At 74.4% G+C, this 23040-nt stretch carries 21 protein-coding genes; 15 read left to right on the top strand and 6 right to left on the bottom strand.

What is annotated here, in order from left to right:
* Nucleotides 1–39 precede the first annotated feature (39 nt).
* On the bottom strand, nt 40–750 hold the full coding sequence (locus AC2H4J_RS08805) for an NUDIX hydrolase (protein ID WP_487464489.1): 711 nt from the start codon (nt 748–750) through the stop codon (nt 40–42).
* 71 nt (nt 751–821) lie between these two features.
* Between AC2H4J_RS08805 and nadA the strand changes: the two genes are divergently transcribed.
* Genes nadA through nadC form a run of 3 tightly spaced genes read left to right on the top strand, consistent with a single transcriptional unit; the run spans nt 822 to nt 4307 of the window.
* Nucleotides 822–1832 carry a quinolinate synthase NadA gene (gene nadA / locus AC2H4J_RS08800; RefSeq protein ID WP_487464488.1) on the top strand — a complete coding sequence of 337 codons (1011 nt, stop codon included), beginning with the start codon at nt 822–824 and terminating at the stop codon, nt 1830–1832.
* Between the two features lies 1 nt (nt 1833).
* Complete coding sequence (locus AC2H4J_RS08795) at nt 1834–3423, top strand: L-aspartate oxidase (RefSeq protein WP_487464487.1); 1590 nt, start codon at nt 1834–1836, stop codon at nt 3421–3423.
* 5 nt (nt 3424–3428) lie between these two features.
* Nucleotides 3429–4307: a carboxylating nicotinate-nucleotide diphosphorylase gene (gene nadC / locus AC2H4J_RS08790; RefSeq protein WP_487464890.1), complete on the top strand. Its 879-nt coding sequence runs from the start codon at nt 3429–3431 to the stop codon at nt 4305–4307.
* Nucleotides 4308–4388: 81 nt separating this feature from the next.
* On the opposite strand, the gene AC2H4J_RS08785 is transcribed toward nadC, so the two are convergent.
* On the bottom strand, nt 4389–5435 hold the full coding sequence (locus tag AC2H4J_RS08785) for an LLM class flavin-dependent oxidoreductase (RefSeq protein WP_487464486.1): 1047 nt from the start codon (nt 5433–5435) through the stop codon (nt 4389–4391).
* A gap of 207 nt (nt 5436–5642) precedes the next feature.
* On the opposite strand from AC2H4J_RS08785, the gene AC2H4J_RS08780 reads away from it, so the two are divergent.
* Both AC2H4J_RS08780 and AC2H4J_RS08775 read left to right on the top strand, forming a co-directional pair.
* Nucleotides 5643–7592: a putative bifunctional diguanylate cyclase/phosphodiesterase gene (locus AC2H4J_RS08780; RefSeq protein WP_487464485.1), complete on the top strand. Its 1950-nt coding sequence runs from the start codon at nt 5643–5645 to the stop codon at nt 7590–7592.
* 49 nt (nt 7593–7641) lie between these two features.
* A complete protein-coding gene (locus AC2H4J_RS08775; RefSeq protein WP_487464484.1) occupies nt 7642–8427 on the top strand; it encodes a transglutaminase-like domain-containing protein in 786 nt (261 codons plus the stop codon).
* A gap of 1 nt (nt 8428) precedes the next feature.
* On the opposite strand, the gene AC2H4J_RS08770 is transcribed toward AC2H4J_RS08775, so the two are convergent.
* Nucleotides 8429–9835 carry a dihydrolipoyl dehydrogenase family protein gene (locus tag AC2H4J_RS08770; protein ID WP_487464483.1) on the bottom strand — a complete coding sequence of 469 codons (1407 nt, stop codon included), beginning with the start codon at nt 9833–9835 and terminating at the stop codon, nt 8429–8431.
* A gap of 26 nt (nt 9836–9861) precedes the next feature.
* Here AC2H4J_RS08770 and AC2H4J_RS08765 point away from each other — a divergent pair, with 26 nt between their 5' ends.
* The 6 genes from AC2H4J_RS08765 (at nt 9862) to AC2H4J_RS08740 (ending at nt 16598) form a co-directional block, all read left to right on the top strand.
* Complete coding sequence (locus tag AC2H4J_RS08765; protein ID WP_487464482.1) at nt 9862–10368, top strand: flavin reductase family protein; 507 nt, start codon at nt 9862–9864, stop codon at nt 10366–10368.
* Nucleotides 10369–10524: 156 nt separating this feature from the next.
* Nucleotides 10525–11040, top strand: a complete 516-nt coding sequence (locus AC2H4J_RS08760; protein ID WP_487464481.1) for a sigma-70 family RNA polymerase sigma factor — start codon at nt 10525–10527, stop codon at nt 11038–11040.
* Nucleotides 11024–12106 (top strand): hypothetical protein, encoded by a 1083-nt coding sequence (locus AC2H4J_RS08755; protein ID WP_487464480.1) that lies wholly within the window; start codon nt 11024–11026, stop codon nt 12104–12106. The genes AC2H4J_RS08760 and AC2H4J_RS08755 overlap by 17 nt, the downstream gene beginning before the upstream one ends.
* Nucleotides 12107–12108: 2 nt before the next feature.
* Complete coding sequence (locus AC2H4J_RS08750) at nt 12109–13104, top strand: ABC transporter ATP-binding protein (protein WP_487464479.1); 996 nt, start codon at nt 12109–12111, stop codon at nt 13102–13104.
* Entirely contained in the window at nt 13101–13958 is an 858-nt protein-coding gene (locus AC2H4J_RS08745) for an ABC transporter permease (protein ID WP_487464478.1), read from the top strand. The genes AC2H4J_RS08750 and AC2H4J_RS08745 overlap by 4 nt, the downstream gene beginning before the upstream one ends.
* Before the next feature lie 27 nt (nt 13959–13985).
* Complete coding sequence (locus tag AC2H4J_RS08740; protein WP_487464477.1) at nt 13986–16598, top strand: bifunctional FO biosynthesis protein CofGH; 2613 nt, start codon at nt 13986–13988, stop codon at nt 16596–16598.
* Here the strand turns inward: AC2H4J_RS08740 and AC2H4J_RS08735 are convergent.
* Nucleotides 16524–17006, bottom strand: coding sequence for a hypothetical protein (locus AC2H4J_RS08735; RefSeq protein WP_487464476.1), 483 nt, complete (start codon nt 17004–17006; stop codon nt 16524–16526). The genes AC2H4J_RS08740 and AC2H4J_RS08735 overlap by 75 nt on opposite strands.
* Before the next feature lie 72 nt (nt 17007–17078).
* Complete coding sequence (locus tag AC2H4J_RS08730; RefSeq protein ID WP_487464475.1) at nt 17079–17573, bottom strand: CoA-binding protein; 495 nt, start codon at nt 17571–17573, stop codon at nt 17079–17081.
* Between the two features lie 209 nt (nt 17574–17782).
* Here AC2H4J_RS08730 and AC2H4J_RS08725 point away from each other — a divergent pair, with 209 nt between their 5' ends.
* From AC2H4J_RS08725 to AC2H4J_RS08710, 4 genes are all read left to right on the top strand, one after another.
* Nucleotides 17783–18481 carry a DUF4386 family protein gene (locus tag AC2H4J_RS08725; RefSeq protein ID WP_487464474.1) on the top strand — a complete coding sequence of 233 codons (699 nt, stop codon included), beginning with the start codon at nt 17783–17785 and terminating at the stop codon, nt 18479–18481.
* Between the two features lie 5 nt (nt 18482–18486).
* Nucleotides 18487–20481, top strand: a complete 1995-nt coding sequence (locus AC2H4J_RS08720; RefSeq protein WP_487464473.1) for an ATP-binding protein — start codon at nt 18487–18489, stop codon at nt 20479–20481.
* The gene (locus AC2H4J_RS08715) at nt 20478–21086 is read left to right on the top strand and encodes a response regulator (protein ID WP_487464472.1); all 609 of its coding nucleotides are present in this window, start codon (nt 20478–20480) and stop codon (nt 21084–21086) included. The genes AC2H4J_RS08720 and AC2H4J_RS08715 overlap by 4 nt, the downstream gene beginning before the upstream one ends.
* Before the next feature lie 151 nt (nt 21087–21237).
* Nucleotides 21238–21558, top strand: coding sequence for a hypothetical protein (locus AC2H4J_RS08710; RefSeq protein WP_487464471.1), 321 nt, complete (start codon nt 21238–21240; stop codon nt 21556–21558).
* Between the two features lie 105 nt (nt 21559–21663).
* Here AC2H4J_RS08710 and AC2H4J_RS08705 read toward each other — a convergent pair whose 3' ends face one another.
* Complete coding sequence (locus tag AC2H4J_RS08705) at nt 21664–23007, bottom strand: adenylate/guanylate cyclase domain-containing protein (RefSeq protein ID WP_487464470.1); 1344 nt, start codon at nt 23005–23007, stop codon at nt 21664–21666.
* Nucleotides 23008–23040 lie beyond the last annotated feature (33 nt).

The following is a 23040-nucleotide window of genomic DNA, read 5'->3' as shown; positions in this document are numbered from 1 at the left end:
CGCCAGGAATCCGCAAGGCAACCGCAAGAAGTGGGGACCTCAGGCCGGACGGGCCGACGGCGGCCGCAGCACGGCGAACGGGTCGGTGACCCGCAACGACGGCGCCGCGAACCGGTAGAGGGTCGCCGGCCGGCCGCCCGCACGCCCGGGCGCGGTGAGCTCCCCCGTCGGCTCCAGGACGCCCCGGCGCAGCAGCACCCGCTGCAGGTTGGTGGCCGTGACGTCGTAACCGAGCGCGGCCACGTAGATCTCCCGCAGCTCCGCGATGGTGAAGGTCGGCGGCGCCAGGGCGAAGCCGATGTTCGTGTACGACAGCTTCGCCCGCAGCCGTGCCAGCGCGGACCCGACCATCGAGCCGTGGTCGAAGGCGGTCGCCGGCAGGGCGTCGACCGGCTGCCACGCGGTGTCGTCCGGGAGGACCGGGTCGAGATTGGCCGGGATCAGCCCCAGGTAGGCGGTCGCCACGGTCCTCCCCCGCGGGTCCCGCGCCGGATCGCTGCGGGTCTCCAACTGCTCGAGGTGGGCCAGGTGCGCCACCTCGACCTTCGACGCGAGTTGGCGGGCGACCGATGCGCCCAGCGTCTCGTCGTCCCGCAGCGGGCCACCGGGCAGCGCCCAGGCGCCGGCGAACGGGTCGTTGGCCCGCCGCCACAGCATCACGTGCAGGCGCGCCGTCCGGACCTGGAGCACCGCCGCCAGCGCGTGGTGCGGATAGGCGGGCCGATCCGGGGAGGACCACACGGAAGTCACAGAAGGGATGTTAGAGTCTGTACCGAGGTTTTCGCCTCACAGGAAGAAACCCCACTCCTCCGGAGGTCCCGGTGACCGCAACGCTGTCTGCACCCACCACGAGCTGGTCGTCGGAGCAGTGGGAGTCGTGGCGGGCCGAGGTCCGCGCGCTCGCTGCCGAGAAGGACGCCGTCGTCCTCGCGCACAACTACCAGGCGCCGGAGATCCAGGACGTCGCCGACCACGTGGGTGACTCGCTCGCCCTCTCCCGCCTCGCCGCCGCGAGTGACGCCTCGACGATCGTGTTCGCCGGTGTCCACTTCATGGCGGAGACGGCGAAGATCCTCGCGCCCGAGAAGACGGTGCTGGTGCCGGACGCGAACGCCGGCTGCTCTCTCGCCGACACGATCACCGCCGACCAGCTGCGCGCCTGGAAGGCCGAGCACCCCGGCGCCGTCGTCGTCTCCTACGTCAACACCTCGGCCGAGGTGAAGGCCGAGACCGACGTCTGCTGCACCTCGTCCAACGCCGTCGAGGTCGTCGAGTCGATCCCGGCCGACCGCGAGGTGCTCTTCCTCCCCGACCAGTTCCTCGGCGCGCACGTCCAGCGCGTCACCGGACGCACCAACATGCGGATCTGGATGGGCGAGTGCCACGTGCACGCGGGCATCTCCCCCACCGACCTTCGCGCCAGTGTCGAGGCCGCCCCGGACGCCGAGCTGCTCGTGCACCCCGAGTGCGGCTGCGCCACGAGCGCGCTCTGGATGGTGTCCGACGGACAGCTGCCCACCGAACGCGTGCACATCCTCTCCACCGGCGGGATGCTCGACGAGGCCCGGCGGACGACGGCGAAGCGCGTGCTGGTCGCGACCGAGATCGGCATGCTGCATCAGCTGCGGCAGGCCAACCCGGTCACCGACTTCCAGCCGGTGAACTCCCGGGCCGCCTGCCCCTACATGAAGATGTCGACTCCCGAGAAGCTGCTGCGCGCGCTGCGGGAGGGCCGCGACGAGGTCACCGTCGACCCGGCGGTCGCCGCCCGCGCGCGTGCCGCCGTCGAGGCGATGGTGGCCATCGGCACGCCCTCGCCGGTCGGTGAATGACGTGACCGACGTCGTCGTGGTCGGCACCGGGGCTGCCGGGCTGATGGCCGCGGTCACGCTCGCGGACGCCGGCCGGCGGGTCACCGTCGTCACCAAGGGCACGCTCGGCGAGGGCAGCACGGCCTGGGCACAGGGCGGGTTGGCCGCCGTCCTCGGACCGGACGACGACGCCGAGCTGCACGTGCAGGACACCCTGGTCGCCGGCGCCGGCCTCTGCGACGAGCCGTCCGTGCGCACCCTGGTCGACGAGGCGCCGGTCGCGGTCGGGCTGCTGCAGGAGCTGGGCGCCCGGCTCGACCTCGACGTCCGCGGCGTCCCGGCACTGACCCGCGAAGGCGGGCACAGCCGCGACCGGATCGTGCACGCCGGCGGCGACGCCAGCGGTGCGGAGGTCACGCGCACCCTGGCCGCGGCCCTGCGCGCCCGCGGGATCGAGGTGCTGGAGCACACCGTCGCGCTCGACGCGCTGCGGGCCGCCGACGGCCGGGTCGTCGGCCTCCGGACCGCCCGCGTCGCGGACGACGGCTCGCTCGTCGACGCCGCCGACCTGCGCGCACGCGCCACGGTGCTCGCCACCGGCGGCTACGGCCAGGTGTTCGCGGCGACGTCCAATCCGGCGGGGGCCACCGGCGACGGGCTCGCGATGGCGCTGCGCGCGGGGGCCGAGGTCGCCGACGTCGAGCTGGTGCAGTTCCATCCGACGGTCCTGTGGACCGGACGGGACGCCGTCGGGCAGCAGGCGCTGATCTCCGAGGCAGTGCGCGGGGAGGGCGCGGTGCTGGTCGACGGGCACGGACGACGGCTGATGGCCGGCGCCCACCCGCTCGCCGACCTCGCCCCGCGCGACGTCGTGTCCGCCACCCTCGCGGCGCACCTGCGGGCCACCGGCGACGACTGCGTGTTCCTCGACGCGACGGCCCTGGGGGCGGAGTTCCTGCGCGGCCGCTTCCCCGGCATCGTGCGCGCCTGCTCCGACGCCGGGTACGACCTGACCCGCGAGCCGGTGCCGGTCGTCCCCGCCGCCCACTACTCGTGCGGCGGAGTGGTGGCCGACCTCGACGGGCGGACGACGCTGCCCGGGCTCTTCGCCGTCGGCGAGGTGGCCTGCACCGGCGTCCAGGGCGCCAACCGACTGGCGTCGAACTCGATCACCGAGGGGCTGGTCGCCGCCCGGCGGTGCGCCGCGCTGCTCGCCGCCGAGCTGCCGCGGCGCGCCGAACCCGTCGCCACCGGCACCGGCTCCACGGTCGACACGTCGGCGCGGACCGTCATCACCGCCGCGATGAGCCACCACGCCGGGGTCCTCCGCGACGGCGCCGGACTCGCCCGGCTCGTTCATGAGCTCGCCGACGTCCGCCGCGTGGCCGGCCCGGCAGCGGACCTCGCCACCCTCGAGGCGACGTCCCTGCACACCGCGGCCACCCTGCTGGCCGCCGCGGCGGCCGCCCGCACCGAGAGCCGCGGCTGCCATCGACGCAGCGACTTCCCGGAGACCCGGGCCGAGTGGGAGGTCCGGCTCGTCCACCGGCTGGACGCGGCCGGCCGGCTGCACACCCGGACCGAGCCGGTGCGCACGCTGGTGACGGCGTGACCGGGATGCGCACCGAGATCGCGGCCGCGCTGGGGAAGGCCTCGCTCGATCCGGTCGAGGTCGAGCGCGTCGTCGGCCTGGCGCTGGCAGAGGATCTCGCTCTCGGGCCGGACGTCACGACGATCGCCACGGTGGCGGAAGACGCGCGCGCGACCGGCGACGTCGTCCCCCGCACGCCCGGCGTGCTGGCCGGCGTGGCCGTGGCGGCCGCGGTGTTCGACCTGGTCGGCGGGACGGCCGTCGAGATCGAGCTGCTGGCCGACGACGGCACCGCGACCGAACCCGGCCGGGCGGTGCTCACCGTGGCCGGGCCGACCCGAGCGCTGCTCACGGCCGAGCGGACGGCCCTCAATCTGATCGGCCGCCTGTCGGGGGTCGCCACGCTCACCCGGCTCTGGGTCGACGCGGTGGCCGGCACGGGTGCCGCGATCCGCGACACCCGGAAGACCACGCCGGGCCTGCGGACGCTGGAGAAGTACGCGGTGCGCTGCGGCGGGGGCGTGAACCACCGGATGGCCCTGGGCGACGCCGCGCTGGTCAAGGACAACCACGTCGCGGCGGCCGGCGGCATCCACGCAGCCGTGGACGCGGTGCGCCGGCACGCGCCGGAGATCCCGCTCGAGGTCGAGTGCGACACCCTCGACCAGGTGCGCGAGGCCATCGCGGCCGGGGTGCAGCTCGTCCTGCTGGACAACTTCTCCCTGGACGACACGGTGACGGCGGTGTCCCTCGCCCGGCCCGCGGGGGTGCGCCTGGAAGCCAGCGGTGGACTCTCGCTCGACCGGGCGCGCGAGGTCGCCGGAACGGGCGTCGACTACCTCGCGGTCGGCGCGCTCACCCACAGCGCGCCGGTGCTCGACCTCGGCTTCGACCTGCGCGCCTGATCCCCCGCTTCAGGGGTGTTGCGCACGCTCCTGGAGTCCTGCAGAACCCGTGGAGCGTGCACAACACCCCAGTAGCAGGTGTCAGGTCGTGCGCTGGTCGGGGTGCACCCAGCCGATGGCGGGCGCCACGTGGTCGACGATGTTCTCCAGCAGCCGGGCGTTGTACTCCACGCCGAGCATGTTCGGCACGGTGATCAGCAGGGTGTCGGCCTCGCGCACGGCGGCGTCCTTGGCCAGCTCCTCGGCGAGCACGTCCGGTTCGCCCACGTAGCTCTTGCCGAACCGCGCCCGCACGCCCTCGAGGATGCCGACCTGGTCCTCGTCCGACCGCTCGCCGAAGTACTGCCGATCGAGGTCGGACACCACCGGGATCACGCTGCGGCTCACCGACACGCGAGGCTGACGGTCCCAGCCGGCATCGGCCCACGCCGTCCGGAACCGGGCGATCTGCTCGGCCTGCAGCTCGTCGAACGGCACCCCGGTGTCCTCGACGAGCAGCGTCGAGCTCATCAGGTTCATCCCCTGCTGCGCCGTCCACTCGGCCGTCGCGCGCGTGCCCGACCCCCACCAGATCCGGTCGGCCAGACCCGGTGACTGCGGCTGGATCGCCAGCCGTCCGGTCGCGCCGCCGGTCATCCGCGGGTCGGCATCGACCACGGTCTGGCCTCGCAGAGCGGCGAGGAACAGCGCGGTCTTGTCGCGCGCGAGGTCGGCGTCGCTCACACCCTCCGGCGGCGCGTACCCGAACGCCTCGGAGCCGCGCAGCGCCGTCTCCGGTGACCCCCGGCTGACGCCCAGCTGCAGCCGGCCGTCGCTGAGCAGGTCCGCCGCCGCGGCCTCCTCGGCCATGTAGAGCGGGTTCTCGTAGCGCATGTCGATGACGCCGGTGCCGATCTCGATGCGGCGGGTGCGGACGGCGATCGCGGCGAGCAGCGGGAACGGCGAGGCGAGCTGCCGCGCGAAGTGGTGCACCCGCACGTAGGCGCCGTCGACGCCCAGTTGCTCGGCGGCGACCGCGAGCTCGACGCTCTGCACCAGCGCATCCCGGCCGGTGCGCACCTGCGAACCCGGAATGGGCTGCCAATGCCCGAACGACAGGAACCCGATCCGCTTCTCCACGGCACTCATGCCTCTCCGAGCGCGCGGACGGCGTTCCCTGTTCCCGCACCTCGCCGCTCACGGCCGAGCGGATGGGCAGATGTGACGGAGCCGTCCGGACGGCTTGGCACAAGACGCCGGACGACGCCGGTTACCTCACCGACTGTGATGGCACGATCACGACTCTCCGTGGTCAGGTTCCGTCACTTTGCCGCTGGGATGCGTGACCCTGTGCGGGTGAGCCTTCCTGCCTCCGAGGTGCCGCGGTCCGCCGACGGTACACACGGCGCCCCCGCCGGGCAGCGCATGCGGGCCATCGACACCCTCCTGGCCGACCGCGGCCAGCTGTTCCAGGCGCTGTTCCTGTCCGCCCCGATCCCGAAGGCGCTCGTCGACGTCGACGGCCACGTCCTGGTCGCGAACCCGATGATGTGCGCGCTCACCGGGCGCACGGCGGAGGAGCTCGCGGGCCGGCACGTCGACCTGCTCGCCCACCCCGACGAGCCGCCGGTGGGCGACCTGGGTCTGGACGTCTCCGGCGAGCGCCTCGACCCGAACCTGCTGCTCGACGGGGAGCGGCGGCTGCGTCGCTCGGACAGCACCGAGCTGTGGGTCGTCCAGTCGCACGAGGTCGTCCGGCACAACAACGGCGAGCCCCAGTTCGTCGTCCTGTCGCTGGTCGACGTCACCGACCGGCGCCGGGCCGAGGACGACCTGGTGCGCCGCGCGTTCACCGACCCGCTCACCGGGCTGCCCAACCGCCGCGCGCTGACCGACCGGCTGCGGCACGCCGTGGCCCTGTCCCGCCGCCGGGGGCTGCAGGTCGGCCTGGTGCACCTGAACATCGACCGGTTCAAGGCCGTCAACGAGGCCCTCGGACACGAGGCGGGCGACCTGCTGCTCAGCCAGGTGGCCGACCGGCTGCGGTGGAGCACCCGCGTCGAGGACACGGCCGTCCGGCTCGGGGCCGACGAGTTCCTCGTCGTCGCCGAGGACGTCGAGGACCTCGACGGCCTGCGCGCACTCGCCGACCGGCTGCTCAGCGTCCTCGACGAGCCCTTCCTGATCGAGGACCGCGAGATCAACCTGTCGGCGAGCGTGGGGCTGACCCTCGGCTCCGACACCTCCCCCGACGACCTGCTGCGCCAGGCCCAGAGCGCGCTCACCAAGGCCAAGGCCGACGGCAGCCGTGCCCGTATCGAGGTGCACGAGGGCGCCCTCGCGCACGGCGACGTGGATGCCTTACAGCTGGAGGCCGAACTCCGGCACGCGCTGGACAACGAGGAACTGCGGCTCTTCTACCAGCCGATCGTGCACCTGAGCGACGAGACCCTGCTCGGCTACGAGGCCCTCGTCCGCTGGCAGCACCCCGTCCGCGGGCTGCTCCCACCCGCGGCCTTCCTTGACGCCGCGGAGAACAACCGGCTCACCTCCAAGCTGGGCGCCTGGGTGCTCCGCCGTGCCTGCACGGACGCCGCGGGCTGGCCCGACGATCTCCGCGTGCACGTCAACGTCTCCGCGCGGCACCTCGCCGAGGACGGGTTCTCCGAGCTGGTCGCGGCGGCGCTCGAGGAGTCCGGCCTCCCGCCGCACCGCCTCGAGCTGGAGATCACCGAGTCGACGGCGCTGTTCGCCGCCGAGGCCACCCTGCACTCGGTCGCCGTGGTCACCGACGCCGGCGTCACGCTGGCGCTGGACGACTTCGGCACCGGCTACTCGGCCATCACCGCCCTGCACCGGCTGCCGATCCACACGGTCAAGATCGACCGCTCGTTCGTCGCCGACGTCGTCACCGAGCCCGCCACCGCCGCCCTCGTCCAGGGCCTGCTGCAGCTCGGCCGCGGCATGGGCCTGCAGGTGATCGCCGAGGGCATCGAGGACCTCGACCAGGCGGCGTGGCTGCTCGACCACGGCTGCGCCATGGCCCAGGGCTACGCGTTCGGCCGGCCCGCACCGCTGCCCAGCCAGGCCGAGGTGCTCATGGGCGAGCTGCTCGACGCCCCCGCCGAGATCGTCGCCGGCGAGCTGATGGACGACCCGCTGCCGCCCCAGCAGCTCGAGGTGCAGCGCTCCGTCGACCCCGAGCTGCTCGCGAACGGCGACTACGAGACCGGGCCTTTGGCGGCCGAGCTCGCGATGACCGACGCGACCGGCGAGCTGTTCGACGACCTCGCCGACGAGGACTGAACGACCTCACCGGCAGGCCGAACGCGCAGGTCCGGGCCAGGATGTGGGGATGCGCATCGACGTCGCCGCCACGCTGACCGTCTGGTCCCCGGCGGCGGCGACGGCGCTGCTGCAGGTCGCGGTCGCGGAGCCGGCGGCCGAGCAGCTGATCGTGCTGTCGGGCGGTGAGCCGGTCGAGCCCGAGGAGTTCGAGGCGGACGGCGCGCGGGTGCACCGACTCCGGCTGAACCCCGGCGACACCACGGTCACCTACACCGCGTCGGTGGAGGACGGCGGCCCGGCGCGGCCGGTCACACCCGCCGAGTGGGCCACCGCGCTGCGGCCGAGCCGGTACTGCCCGTCGGACCAGCTCGAGGGCTTCGCCACCACCGAGTTCGACCGGAGCCGGCCGCCCGCCGAGCTGGTGCCCGCGGTCGCCGACTGGGTGCACCGGCGGCTGGTCTACACGTCCGGGTCGAGCCGGCCGGTCGACACCGCCGTCGACACCCTGCTGGCCGGGCAGGGCGTGTGCCGTGACTACGCGCACCTCACGATCACGCTGCTCCGGGCCCTGGACATCCCCGCCCGGCTGGTGGCGGTCTACGCGCCGGGGCTCTCGCCGATGGACTTCCACGCGGTCGTCGAGGCCGACGTCGACGGGACGTGGTGCGTCGTCGACGCGACCCGGCTGGCGCCGACCCGGTCGCTGGTGCGCATCTGCTCCGGCCGCGACGCCGCCGACACGGCATTCCTCTCGCTGTTCGGGGGCGTGGCGCAGTTCCGCACCATGGAGGTCACCGCGACGACGGCGGGCGATCTCCCGGTGCCGGACGACGCCCCGTTCCCGCTCCCCTGACTCAGCCCCGATAGGCCTCGAGCAGCCGCAGCCAGATCTCGCTGACCGTCGGATAGGCCGGGACGGCGTGCCAGAGCCGGCGGATCGGCACCTCGCCGACGACGGCGATGGTCGCCGCCTGCAGCAGCTCGGCGACGGCCGGGCCGACGAAGGTGGCGCCGACCAGCACCTCGCGCTCGCTGTCGACGACCATGATCGCCGTGCCGTCGTAGTCGTCGGCGAACAGCGACGAGCCCGCGACCGACAGGGGGATCTGCACCACGCGGTGCGGCAGCCCGGCCTCCTCCGCCTCGGCCGCGGTGCGCCCCACGCTCGCGACCTGCGGGATGGTGAACACCACCGAGGGCGTCGCGTACTCGTCGGCGGTCGCCACGAACGGCGACCAGTCGGCGGTGTCGACGTCCTCCCCCGTCGCGCGGGCCACGATGGCCGCGCCCGCCTGGCGAGCCTGGTACTTGCCCATGTGCGTCAGCTGGCGCCGGCCGTTGATGTCACCGACCCCGTACAGCCAGGGCACGCCCCGCACCTGCAACGTGTCGTCGACCTCGAGGTAGGCGCCCGGTTCCAGGCCGACGGTCTCCAGGCCGAGATCGCGGGTGCGCGCCCGGCGGCCGACCGCCACCAGCAGTTCGTCACCGACGAGATCACCGGCCGACGTGGTGGCCACGATGTCGGCACCGTCGCGCCGCGCGGCGGTGATCTCGCAGTTCAGCCGCACGTCGACCCCGCGTGCGCGCAGGGACGCGGTGACCGCGTCGGCGGCGGCCGGCTCCAGTTCCTCGAGCAGCCGCTCGCCGCGCTGGAACAGCGTCACCTGCGAGCCCAGCGCCGACCAGGCGGTCGCCATCTCGCAGCCGACGTAGCCGCCGCCGAGGACGAGCAACCGCCCGGGCGGCTCCTTGGCGCTGGTGGCGTCCCGGGGCGTCCACGCGCCGACGGTGTCCAGGCCCGTCACCGGGGGGATCGCCGCCTCCGACCCGGTGCACACCGCGACCGCGTGCCGGGCGGTCAGCCGCACCTCGCCGCCCTCGGTGTCCACGACGACGGTCCGCTCGCCGGTCAGCCGGCCGGCGCCCCGGATCAGCTCGATGCCGGCGCCGTGCACCCACTCGACCTGACCCGCGTCGTCCCAGTGCGACGCGAAGGAGTCGCGCCGGGCCAGCGTCGCGGCGACGTCCTGCTCCCCGGTCACCGCCTGCTTCGCGCCGTCGACGGCGCGCGCCTCCTCGAGCACCTCGGTGCCGCGCAGCAGCGCCTTGCTGGGCATGCAGGCCCAGTAGGAGCACTCCCCTCCGACGAGCTCGCTCTCCACGAGCACGGCGGTCAGGCCGCCCCGGACGGCGATGTCGGCGACGTTCTCGCCGGTCGAGCCCGCACCGAGAACAATGACGTCATAGGTGAGATCCACCGGGCCAGTGTGGTCGACTGGCCGCCATGCCGGTCGATCCCGCCGAGTTCGCCGCCGCCCTCGGCCAATACGCCAGCGGAGTCTGCCTGCTGACCGTGCGGGACGGCATCGACGACGTCGGGACGACGGTCACGTCGGTCATGAGCGTCTCGGCGTCGCCCCCGCTGGTCGCCGTCGGGCTGACCACGGAGGGCTACCCGGCCGAGGTGCTGCAGGAGGTCGGCCGCTGCGGGCTGACCGTGCTGGCCGCCGAGCACGCCATCGTCGCCAGCCGCTTCTCCTCGGCGGGCCGGCCCAGCGCACGGCACCTGCTGGAGGCCGTGCCCTGGACGCGGGCCCCGGCCAGCGACGCGATCGTCCTCGACGGCGGCCTGGCCGCCCTCGACTGCCGTCTCGACCGGGTGATCGAGGCCGGCGACCACGTGCTCGCCCTGCTGGAGATCTCCGACGTCCTCGCCAGCCGGGTCGCCCCACCCCTCCTGCGGCTGCGCGGCCGCTACGTCGACGAGACCGGCCGCCCCGCAGGTCGCTGAGAATTCTCCGCCGTCGTGTCACATCCCGGGGCGCGGCGGTGCTTGGAAGGTATGGACCTCGTCGGGCATCGTGGACTGCTCCAGGCCACCGCCGCGCCACCCCTCGGGGTCCGGGGCCGGGCCCCGAGCCGGGCCGAGAGAGGGGACGGCTTCGCTGTGCCGGCTGCGCCCACCCGCTCCGGTACCCGCGCGGACCTGGAGCCGGTCTTCCGCGAGAACTACCCCCTGGTCGTCGCCGTGGCGGCGCGGGTGCTTGGCTCCCGCGACCTGGCCGAGGACGTCGCCCAGGACGTCTTCCTCTCCTTCTGGCGGTCGCCGGTGCCGGCCGGTGAGGCCCGCGGGTGGCTGTCGGTCGCCGCGGCACACACCGCGCTGAACCTGATCCGCTCCGGCAAGCGGCGGGCGCTGCGCGAGCAGGCGGCCGGAGGCGACACCGTCGTCCCCGACGTCGCCGAGGCGGTCGTCTCCGGCGAGGAGCGCGCCATCGTGCGGGCGGGTCTCGCCCGCCTGCCGCGCAAGCAGGCCGTGGCCCTGGTGCTGCGGCACAGCGGCCTGAGCTACGCCGACGTCGCGGCCGCACTCGACATCTCCCCCGGCAGCGTCGGCACCACCGTCCGCCGCGCCGAATCCGCACTGCGCAAGGAGCTGATCCGTCATGCGTCATCCGACTGAGGGCGTGCTGCGCCGGCTGCTCGACGAGCCCGCCGGTGTCGCCGACGCCGACCGCGAGCACGTCCGCGACTGCCCGGTGTGCCTGGTGGGCCTCGCCGCCGCCCGTGAGGACGCGACGAGCATCGCGACCGCACTGCGGGCCGACCGCGCCGGCGAGCCGGACGTGAACACGGCCTGGGCCCGGCTCTCCAGCGGTCTGGCCGCCCAGAGTCCGGCGCGGGCACCGGCTCCGCGGACCCGCCGTCGTGCCGCGCTGCTGCGCCGCCCGGCCGCAGCAGCCCTCGCGGTGGGCCTCGTGCTCGCCGGAGCCGGGGTCGCCGCGGCGAACGACTGGCTGCCGATCTTCCACACCGAGAAGGTGGCGACGGTCAGCATCCAGACCGACGACCTGGTCGCCCTGCCCGACCTGAGCGCCTTCGGCGACGTGAAGGTCACGGGCGAGGGCAATCCGCACCAGGTCGCCGACGCGACGACCGCAGCGGCGTTCACCGGTCTCGCCGTGCCCGAGGTGGTGCAGCTGCCGGCCGGTGTCAGCGGGAACCCCACCTACCAGGTGGTCGGCGAGCTGAGCGGCGTCTTCACGTTCTCCGCGGAGAAGGCGGCCGCGGCCGCCGCCGCGAAGGGCCAGCCGCTGCCCCCCCTGCCCGCGGGCCTCGACGGCAGCAGCGTGCGGCTGGTGGCCGGCCCGGGTGTGGCGGAGGTCTGGGGCCAGTCGAGCGGCATGCCGACGCTCGTGGTCGGGCGCGCGGTCGCCCCGACGGCCTTCTCCAACGGCGTGCCCTTCACGACCCTGCGCGACTACCTCCTCTCGCTGCCCGGCATGTCCCCGCGGCTCGCCTCGCAGCTGCGCAGCTTCACCGGCGACGGGACGACGCTGCCGCTGCCCGTGCCCGCCGACCAGGTGAGCAGCTCGACCGCCGACGTGAACGGTCATGCCGCGACCGTGCTCGTCACGCGGGACCAGGGGATCGCCGCGGTCGTCTGGGTCGACAAGGGCGTGCTCACCGCGGTCGCCGGCGTCCTGGGCGACGACGAGGTGCTCGCCATCGCCCGGAACCTGCGCTGACGATGGCCGAACCGACGCTCGCCGTCCCGGACGAGGCAGCCGTCCGGGCGGCGGCGCAGCTGGTGGCCGACCTGCCCCCGGCCCCCGCCGTCTGGTGCACCGGCCTGCGCAAGCGGTACGGGAAGCGGGTCGCGGTCGAGGAGATCTCGCTGACCGTGGGCCGCGGCGAGGTCGTGGGACTGCTCGGCCCGAACGGCGCGGGCAAGACGACGGTCATCAAGATGCTGCTCGGGCTGGTGCGGCCGGACGCCGGCGAGGTGATGCTGCTCGGCCGGCCGGCCGGTGACGTGTCGGCCCGCCGCGCGGTCGGCTACCTCCCCGAGCTCTTCCGGTACCAGCCGTGGCTCAGCGCGGCGGAGGTCCTGCGGCTGCACGTGCGGCTGGCCGGCGTGGCGGTCTCCGACGACGACCAGCGCGGCTGCCTCGACCTCGTCGGACTCGGCGCCCGCACCGGCGACCGGGTCGGCGGCTTCTCCAAGGGCATGCAGCAGCGGCTGGGGCTGGCCGTCGCGCTGGTCGCCCGGCCGGAGTTCGTCGTCCTCGACGAGCCGACCAGCGCCCTGGACCCCCTCGGCCGGGTCGACGTGCGGGACATCGTGCTGTCGTTGCGCGAGCGCGGCGTGGCCGTGCTGCTCAACTCGCACCTCATCGGCGAGGTGGAGCGGGTGTGCGACCGCGTGGTCATCCTCGACTCCGGCCGGGTCGCGGCATCCGGCACGCTCGCCGAGCTGCTCGGCCAGCACGAGGTGAGGCTGCACCTGAGCGGCGTCACCGCCGCGGTCGAGGCCCGGCTGGCCGCGGCCGGGCGGGTGGCCCGCGAGGGCGACCACTACACGGTGGCGCTCGGTACCGAGGACGACGGGACGACCGTGCCCGACCTCGTGCGCGACCTCGCCGCTGCCGGCGTCCGCATCCACGCCGTGGAGCCCGCGCGGATCAGCCTCGAGGAACGGTTGCTCGGCATCCTGCGTGCCGGGCACGACGAGGACGCCGCATGAGCGCCCGCGTCGTCCTCACCGTCGCCGGCCTCACGCTGCGCGAGGCCTCGAGACGGAAGGTGCTGCGGGCGCTGATCGCGTTGACCGTGGCGCTTCTGGCGCTGAGCGCGTGGGGGTTCTCGCGGCTGGCCGCCGAGGAGACCGACTTCGGCACGCTGACCAGCGGCCAGGCCCGGCTGGTGGCCTCGCAGCTGCTCAACCTGGTCATGTTCGGCATGAGCCTGATCGCCGCCCTGGGAACGGCGTTCCTCGCCGGGCCGACCGTGTCGGGCGAGGTCGAGTCGGGCATCGCGCTGTCGGTGCTGGCGCGGCCGGTGCGGCGCTGGGTGGTGCTGCTGGGCAAGTGGCTGGGCCTGGCCGTCTTCGGCAGCGGGTTCATCGTGGTGGCCGGCCTGGCGATGTGCATCGTGGTCAAGCTGACGGTGGACTACTGGCCGCCGAACGTCATCGGCGCGCTCGTCCTGCTCGCCGCGCAGACGGTCGTGCTGCTGACCCTGGCGCTGCTGCTGTCGACCGCCGTGTCGCCGATGGCGTCCGGGGTGGTCGCGGTCGGGCTGTTCGGGGCGACCTGGGTGGCCGGCGTCGTCGGCGGGATCGGTCAGGCGCTGGGCAACGAGGGCGTCGAGCGGGTCGGCACCGTGTCGCGGATGATCGTGCCCACCGACGGGCTCTGGCGCGGCGCGATGCACGCCCTGCAGGACCCGTCGGCGCTGCTGTCGTTCGGCCGGGAGCTGCAGGGCTTCCCGTTCCTCAGCGAGGCGCCGCTGACCGCGGCCTACCTCGTCTGGGCCGCGGTGTGGGTGGCCATGGTGGGCGGTCTGGCCGCGCTGGCGTTCTCCCGCCGCGACCTGTGAGGAGCCACGGGTAGCGTCAGCAGCACGATGACCCAGTCTGCAACGCCGTCGGCCTCCGCCGTCTCGCGCGCGGTCACCCGCGCCGAGCGCGGTGTGACGCTGGACGCCACGGAAGCCGAGACCCTGCTGCACGCCCGCGGGCTGGGCGAGGGTGAGCCGTTGGACCGGTTGCTGGCGGCGGCCGGCCGGGTGCGCGACGCCGGGCTCGCGTCGGCCGGGCGGGCGGGGGTGGTGACCTACAGCCGCAAGGTGTTCATCCCGCTCACGCACCTGTGCCGCGACCGCTGCCACTACTGCACGTTCGTCACGACGCCGGGGCAGCTGCGCGCGCAGGGCAGGGCGCCGTTCCTCTCCCCTGACGAGGTCCTCGACGTCGCGCGGGCCGGGGCGGCGATGGGCTGCAAGGAGGCCCTGTTCACCCTCGGCGACCGCCCCGAGGACCGCTGGCCGGTCGCGGCGCAGTGGCTGGAGGCGCACGGCTTCGACTCCACCCTGGGCTACCTGCGCGCGATGGCGATCCGGGTGCTGGAGGAGACCGGGCTGCTCCCCCACCTCAACCCCGGCGTGCTCAGCTGGGAGGAGATCCAGCGGCTCAAGCCCGTCTCCGCCTCGATGGGCATGATGCTGGAGACCACCGCGACCCGGCTGTGGTCGACCCCGGGCGGCCCGCACTTCGGCTCGCCGGACAAGGAGCCCGCCGTCCGGCTGCGGGTGCTGGAGGACGCCGGCCGCTCCGCCGTCCCGTTCACCACCGGCGTGCTGCTCGGGATCGGGGAGGACTACGCCGAGCGGGTCGACGCGATCGGCGCGATCCGGGCGTCGGCGCAGCGGCACGGGCACGTGCAGGAGGTGATCGTGCAGAACTTCCGGGCCAAGCCCCGGACGGCGATGGCCGCGCACGACGACCTGGAGCTGCAGGAGTACGTGGCCGCCGTCGCGGTGACCCGGCTGCTGCTCGGACCCAAGGCGCGGGTGCAGGCACCGCCCAACCTGTCGGACTCCACCGAGCTCGCGCTGCTGCTGCGCGCCGGGGTCGACGACTGGGGCGGGGTGTCGCCCCTGACGCCGGACCACGTGAACCCGGAGCGGCCCTGGCCCAATATCGACAAGCTCGCGGCGCTGACCGCCGAGGCCGGCTTCACCCTCCGCGAGCGCCTCGCGGCCCAGCCGCCGTACGTGCTGCAGCCCGAGCCGTGGCTGGACCCGCGGGTGCGCCCGCACGTCGACGCCCTCGCCGGCCCGGACGGTCTCGCCGTCGAGGGCCGGCACCCGGTCGGGCGGCCGTGGCAGGAGCCGGACGAGGCGTGGACGGCTGCCGCCGGGACGGGCCGGGTGGACCTGCACGTGGAGGTCGACACCGTCGGGCGGACGGCGGACCGACGCAGCGACTTCGACGCCGTCTACGGCGACTGGTCCGAGCTCCGCGACCGGACGGTCTCCGCCCGGGACGGGCACACCACGGCGATCGCGGCCGGTGACCGGGAGGTGCTGGCCGCGCTGCGGCACGCCGAGGCCGACCCGGCGGGGCTGTCCGACGCGGAGTACCTGGCGCTGCTGGGCGCGGACGGCACCGACCTCGAGGCGCTCTGCGCCCTTGCCGATGCCGTCCGCGCCGACGTCAACGGCGAGGACGTCACCTACGTGGTGAACCGGAACATCAACTTCACCAACGTCTGCTACACCGGCTGCCGGTTCTGCGCGTTCGCCCAGCGGCGCACCGACGCCGACGCCTACACCCTGTCCATGACCCAGGTCGGTGACCGGGTCGACGAGGCGTGGGCGGCGGGGGCGACCGAGATCTGCATGCAGGGCGGCATCCACCCCGACCTGTCGGGCACCGCCTACTTCGACCTGGCGCGGGAGGTGAAGGCCCGCCGGCCCGGCATCCACCTGCACGCCTTCTCCCCGATGGAGATCGTCAACGGCGCCGCCCGCACCGGGCTGTCGTTCACCGACTTCCTCACCGCCGCCAAGGAAGCGGGGCTGGACTCGATCCCGGGCACCGCGGCGGAGATCCTCGACGACGACGTCCGCTGGGTGCTGACCAAGGGCAAGCTGCCGACCGCGACCTGGCTGGAGATCATCAAGACGGCGCACACGGTCGGCATCCCGACCACGTCGACGATGATGTACGGGCACGTCGACGCCCCCGCGCACTGGGTCGCGCACCTGCGCACCCTGGCCGCGGTGCAGGACGAGACCGGCGGGTTCACCGAGTTCGTGCTGCTGCCGTTCGTGCACCACAACTCCCCGATCTACCTGGCCGGGGTCGCCCGGCCCGGCCCGACGGTGCGGGAGAACCGGGCGGTGCACGCCGTCGCCCGGCTGCTGCTGCACGGCCGCATCGACAACATCCAGACCTCCTGGGTCAAGCTCGCCGACGCCGGCACCAAGGCGGTGCTGCGGGGCGGCGCGAACGACCTAGGCGGCACGCTGATGGAGGAGACGATCAGCCGGATGGCCGGCAGCGAGAACGGGTCGCTGAAGACCATCGCCGAACTGGAGGCCATGGCCGCCGCCATCGGCCGCCCGGCCCGGCAGCGGACCACCGACTACGGCACCCCGTCAGCCGAACGCCTCGCCACCGCCCGCTCCGACGAGGGACGCCGCCGCCTCACCCTCTCGATCACGCCGTCCTGACCCCGCCACCCGGTACACGAGCGCGCCCTGGAGCGCGTACACGCCGGCCATGGCCAGGAAGATCGGGACGAACAGCGCCCACTGCTGCGCGCTGAACGGTCCCGATGCCTCGAGGTCGGTCTGCGCGATGCCGCTGGCCTGCACCGGGATCGCGACCGCGCCCAGGACCAGGAGGCCCTTCGCCCAGCGGGCCGAGCTCGCCGCCACGGCGACGGCACCGGGGGTCAGGAACACGACGTAGAACAGCGCGATGAAGGCCAGCCCGGTCCAGGTGAACCGGTGGAAGCCGTCGGCGACGAGGATGACCAGCCGCATCAGCCCGCGCGTGAGTACCGCCCCGAGGACCCCACCGAGAACCGCCGCGGCGACCCCGCGGACCACCGCCTGCACCCATCGGCGCCCGCCCATGCCCTGCGCTCCGTCCCGTCCGTCGGTCGACCGGCGGTGAGAATAGGGGTTCGAGGGCGCGGACGGGAGGACTCAGCTGCTCGAGGGGTGTGGTTCCTCGACCTGGCGCGGCATGTGCCCGACCCCGAAGAAGTGCATGACCTTGTGCCCGGTGTCGGCGGTGGGGTCGAACATGCACGGGCAGCCGCCGTCGATCACCTCGACGCCGTGCTCGCGGCCGTACCGAGTGGCCGCCTCGGAGACGCTGCCGGCGCCCGGGCCGCGGTGCATCCAGACGCGGTCGATGTGCAGGGCGACCGCCTGCCGCATGGTCGCCTCCGCGTTCGCCGGGCTGGTCCCGATCACGACGCCCTCGATCGGAGCGGGCACCGAGGCGAGGTCGCGGTAGCAGGGGTCGCCCTCGACCTCGTCCGCGTTGGGGTTGACGGCGAAGACGGTGTAGCCGCGCTCCTTCAGCCGCTTGTAGACCACGTTCGCGCCGTGGTCCTTCGGCGAGCGGGAGACGCCGGTGACGGCGATCCGCTTGTGGCTGAGGAACTCCTGCGCGGCCTGCTTGGCGGGGATCATGGTGCCTCCTGGAGCTCGGAAGGAACGTGCCCAACGCTGGCCCGCCCGTCGCCGGTGGACCATCGCCGTTCGACCCCGCGTTCCGGCCCGTTCGGCCCGGGTCGGCAGGGCCGGGAGTTCTTCCCGGCCGTCCCGGGACGGCGCCCGATGCTCCGCCGGTCCGCGCGTTCGACGCTCCTCCTGCACGCACATCCCGTCCGGAGGAAGCCATGTCCCAGGTCGCGTTCGACGCCCCGCCGCGGGCGACCGTCCACTCCCCCGCCCTCTGGCGCGTTGCCGGCGGCCTGGCCATCGCCCATGTCGTCCTGCTGTTCGCCGGCTTCAGCCAGGAGCGCTCCTTCTCCCTCGGCGACAGCGCCGCGACCGCCCGGCACAGCCTCGCCGGGGGCAGCCTGGCGCGCAGCATGGCCGGCGGCTACGTCGAGTCGTTCGCGTTCGTGCTACTGCTGCCGGCACTGGCGTTCCTCGCGCACGCCGTCGGCACCCGCACCGCCGTCGGCAGGTGGGCTGCATCGACGTCGCTGATCGCCGGCGTCTGCTATGTGGCGATCACGCTGGCCACCGGCATGCCCGCCGGTGCGGCCGCGCTCTACGACGCCCATCGCGGTGCCGACGTGGCGACCGCGGTGATGGTCACCGACATCCGCAGCTTCGCCTTCTTCCTGAGTCTGCTGGTCCTCGGCCTGCAGGCGGTCGCCCTCGGCATCGCGGCCATGAGCGACCGCTTCTCCCCGCGGTGGACGGGGATCGGCGGCATCGTCGTCGGTCTGCTGCTGTTCGCCGGCGTCGCCGGCGCGGGCATCGGGCTGCACGACTACGCCTCCATGGCCTGGATGGTCTGGTGGATCGGCGTCGCCATCGCGCTGATCAGGAAGGCCCCCACGGCAGCGTCGGATGCGCGATCCTGACGGCCGTGACCGGCAGGCTCGGCGCGGCGTCGGCGGCACTCCTCGGTGCCGCCGGCGCCGTCGTGTCCGTCGTGGTGGCGCCCACGCCGGGCGACCGCCTCACCAATGCGGCCCTCGCGCTGGCGATCTGGACCTATGCGGGAGTGGGGCTGCTCATCGTATGGCGGCACCCGGGCCATCGGGTCGGGCTCTGCGTGCTGGCCGGCGCGGCGGTCTGGGGTGCCGGGTCGGCGGCGCTGGACGTCGCCGTCCAGCGGCTGCGCAGCGGCCACGCCGACCTCGGCACCCGGCTCGCCGCCACCGTCGGCGACGCGACCCGCGGGCTGGGCTGGCTGCTGCTGGTCCTCGTCCTGCCGCTCCTGTTCCCCGACGGCCGGCCGGCCGGCACGCCGCGGGTGCGGCGGGCCGCCTGGTCGGCCGCCACGGTGGCCCTGGCCGCGTTCACGCTGGCCGCGCTGCTCACGCCCACGTCGAACGACCTGCGCATCCCCGACATGGACAACCCCATCGGCCTGCCTCCCACCTGGCAGCCGGTCAGCGACCTGCTCGCCTTCGTCGGCCTGCTGGCCGCGTCCACCGCGGTGGCCCTGGCCGTGGTCACGCTCGTGCAGCGCTGGCGCCGCGACGGCGACCTGGCCCGTCAGCGGGTGCTCTGGTTCGCCCTCGCCTTCGCCTGCCCCGTCGTGTTGTTCCCCCTCGGCCTGGCCGACGTGGCCGCCTCCTGGATGTTCGCCCTGGCGACCCTGCCCGTGCCGGTGGCCATCGCGGTCGCGGTCACCCAGCGCCGGCTCTACGACGTGCAACTGGCCGTGAACCGGTCGCTGACCTACGGCCTGCTCTCGGTGCTGATCGCCGGCCTCTACGCGGTGGTCGTCGGCGGGGTCGGCGCCTTCACCCGCAGCCGCGGCGCCCCGTGGCTGCCCTGGGTGGCGGCCGGCGTGGTCGCGGTCAGCTTCGCGCCCTTGCGCAACGCGCTGCAGCAGGCGGCGAACCGGCTCACCTACGGCCAGTGGTCGCAGCCCGCCGACGTGCTCGCGGCCACGGGCCGGCGGCTGGCGGACGCGGCGGACGTGCCGGCCCTGCTGCAGACGCTCGCCGACGAACTCGGCACCGGCCTGGGCCTGGAGTCCGTGGAGATCACCGACTCCCTCGGCCGGACGCTGGCCCACCACGGCACCGCCGGAGCGGCCACCGAGGCTCTGCCGCTGACCGCCTACGGCACACCGGTCGGCGTCCTCCGGTGGAGCGGCGGGCGGCTGCGCGCGCCCGATCGCGCACTGCTCACCGACGTCGCGCACCAGCTCGGCGGCGTCGTGCACGCCGCCGCACTGGTGGGCGTCGTCCGCACGGCGCAGGAGCGGCAGGTGCTGGCCCGGGAGGAGGAGCGCAAGCGGCTGCGCCGCGACCTGCACGACGGCCTCGGCCCGGCGCTGGCCGCGCTGACCCTGCACGTCGACGCGCTGCGCAACCGGCTCCAGACCGACGAACCCGAGCCCGAGCTCGACGCCGACCTGCTCCGGCTCCGCTCGGGCATCCAGGGCACGGTGTCCGACGTGCGCCGGATCGTGGAGGGCCTGCGCCCCCCGTCGCTCGACGAGCTCGGGCTGGCCGGCGCGCTGGAGCAGCTCGTCGACCGGCTCACCGCCGGCAGCGACCTGCTCGTCGACGTCGAGGTCGCGGGCCCGCTGCAGCTGCCTGCCGCGGTCGAGGTCGCCGCATACCGCATCGCGCAGGAGGCGCTGACCAACGTCGTGCGGCACTCCGGCGCGCACCGGGCCTGCGTCCGGCTGCGCGCGGACGGCGGCGAGCTGGCGCTCCAGGTGACCGACGACGGGACGGGCACGCCGGCGCCGCGGGACGGCGGCGTGGGGCTGGCCAGCATGCGGGAGCGCGCCGAGGAGCTGGGCGGTCGGGTGGAGGTGACCGGCCGGCCGGGTGCGGGCACCCACGTCACCGCCCGGCTGCCCGCGGACGCCGCCCGGACGGCGGGCGCGCGGTGATCCGGCTGCTCGTGGTCGACGACCACCCGCTGTTCCGCGCCGGTCTCGAGGCGCTGCTGGCCACGGTCGCCGACGTCCAGGTGACCGGCTCGGTCGGGGACGGCGCGGCAGCGGTGCGCGCGGTGGCCGACCACCCACCGGACGTCGTCCTCATGGACCTGAACCTGCCCGGCACGCCGGGGCTGGAGGCGACCCGGCGCATCGCGGCCGCCCACCCGGACACCGCCGTGCTGGTCCTCACCATGGTCGACGACGACGACAGCGTGCTGGCGGCGCTGCGGGTCGGCGCGCGCGGCTACGTGCTCAAGGGCGCCGCCCAGGAGGAGGTGCTGTCGGCGATCCGCACCGTGGCGGCCGGCGGTGCGGTGTTCGGCGCGGGTGCGGCGCATCGGGTGCTGCGCGGCGGGCGGTCGAGGTACGCGCCCGACCTCACCGCGCGCGAGGCCGAGGTGCTCGCACTCGTCGCCGATGGGCGCAGCAACCCGGACATCGCCCGCGAACTCGGGCTGAGCCTCAAGACCGTGCAGAACCACGTGTCGCACGTGCTGGCCAAGATGCAGGTGCGGGACCGCACGCAGGCGGCGCTTCGGATGCGCGGTCTCTGACCCACCGGACGCATTGAGGCGCCGGCATGACGCGGCCCCCGGCAACAACTTTCCGCCACCACCCGGCGCGGGAGCGCTGCTGCGGCGCGTCATCCCGGCCCGCGCACGTCGTCTTCACCTGCGCACGGGGTCGACGACAGGAGTGGCCGGCATGACCAGCACGCGATGGGCCGACGACACCGCCCAGGTCCGGGCGATCGCGGTACGGAGGCGGACGGCCGAACGCCGACGGGAGGCGCTCGAGAGCCTCAAGCGGCTCTCCGTCCAGCTCGAGGCCGCGTCGGCGCTCGATCGGCGGGCGGACCGCTCGAATCCCGTCCTGGCGGGGCTGCTCCGCGAGCGGGCCGAGGAGCGACGGCGGATCGCCGCGGTGATCCGCGCCCATCTCGACTGCGAGCGACAGGCGCGCTCGGCCGGCTCCCCGGCTGCGGCCACCTTCTCCGGCTGGTCCTCGAGGAACAGGTACCAGTAGGACGTCGCCACGACGACGACCGCGCCGACGAGGTTGCCCGCTCCGGCGAACAGCCAGTTGAGCAGGGTGTCGCCCGCCCCTGGGCGGTCCGTGGCACGACCTGAGCTATCCGCCGGTCACCGCCCGGTGCAGCCGCCACGTGCCCGGCACTCCCTTGAGCCGGCACTCCATCCCCTCGTCGAACGCGGGTGTGCCGGTGACCCCTGCGAGCAGGCTGACGACGGTTTCGGTCGCGAGAACGGTGTCCGCCGCCGCTTCCGCACAGACTCTCGCGGTGATGTGGACGGCGAGCCCGGACACCCCGCCGTCCCGCACCGTGATCTCGCCGGCGTGGATGCCGATCCGGAGATGGATTCCGTCGTCCCGGGCGCCGGTCATCATCTCGGCGGCGCAGGCGAGGGCCCTGCTCGGCAGAGCGAACGTGGCCAGGAGGCCGTCACCCGCGGTATCGATCTCTGCGCCCTTGTTGCGGGCCAGGGCGTCGCGGAACGACCGGCGGTGCGCGTCGAGCCGACGCCGCCACGCGTCCCCGCCGTCGGCGGTCAGCTGCTCGGTCGAGCCCACGATGTCGCTGACCAGCAGCGCGCACAGCTGACGGTCCCGGCCGCCGCCTGACCTCCGCCCGGTCAGGAACTGCTCCACCTCGTCCAGCATCCGGTCGCCGGGCATGTAGGCGATCATCCGGTCGTCGGTCACCACCCGGAGGCGCGCATCGGGCAGGCGGGCGGCGAGCCAGCGCATGCCCTCCTCCGGGATCAGGGTGTTGCCGGCGTCGTGCAGCAGGAGCACCGGAGCGCGCACGTCGTCCAGGTACGGGGACGCGTCGGCCTGCAGGGTGGCACCGAGAAGCCGGGCTGCCGCCGACGGGCTGGCCGACAGGCGCTCCAGGCGCCGCCACCAGCCCGCGAGCCGGTCGTCGGGGACGACCCCGGCGTTCTCCGCCATGACGCGGAACAGCACGCCCTCGCCCCAGCCGGCCTCGATGACCGGGACCATCTGCTGCCACCACGCGGGATCCCAGCCCCAGGGATGGCCGACGCGCGGGGTGAACGTGGCGAGGAGTTCCCCCGCCACCACCGCCTCGATCCGGTCCGGGTGGCGGGCCGCGACCGTCAGCGCCGTCGCGCCTGCGTGCAACCAGGCGAAGAGCACAGCACGCGTGCTGCCGGCCGCGTCCAGCACGGCGACGACGTCGTCCGCCGCGACCTCCAGCGAGGGCGCGGGCCCCGAGGGGCGGTCCGACAGTCCGACCCCGCGCTTGTCGAAGAGGATGACCCGCCCCATCGTGGCCAGCCGCTGCACGTTCTCGACGTTCTCCGGAAGGTCCCAGAAGACCTCGAGGTGGGACACCCCCGAGATCAGGACGACGATGTCCCTCGGCCCCTGACCCACCACCTGATACGCCAGCGACACGTCCCCCGACCGAGCCCATCGGACCTCGGGAACCATGCGCCGAGTGTGGGAGATCTCCCGCGCACCGGA

This window comes from Blastococcus sp. OS1-29 (assembly GCF_057628075.1).
This window is presented reverse-complemented; position numbering and strand designations above follow the sequence as displayed.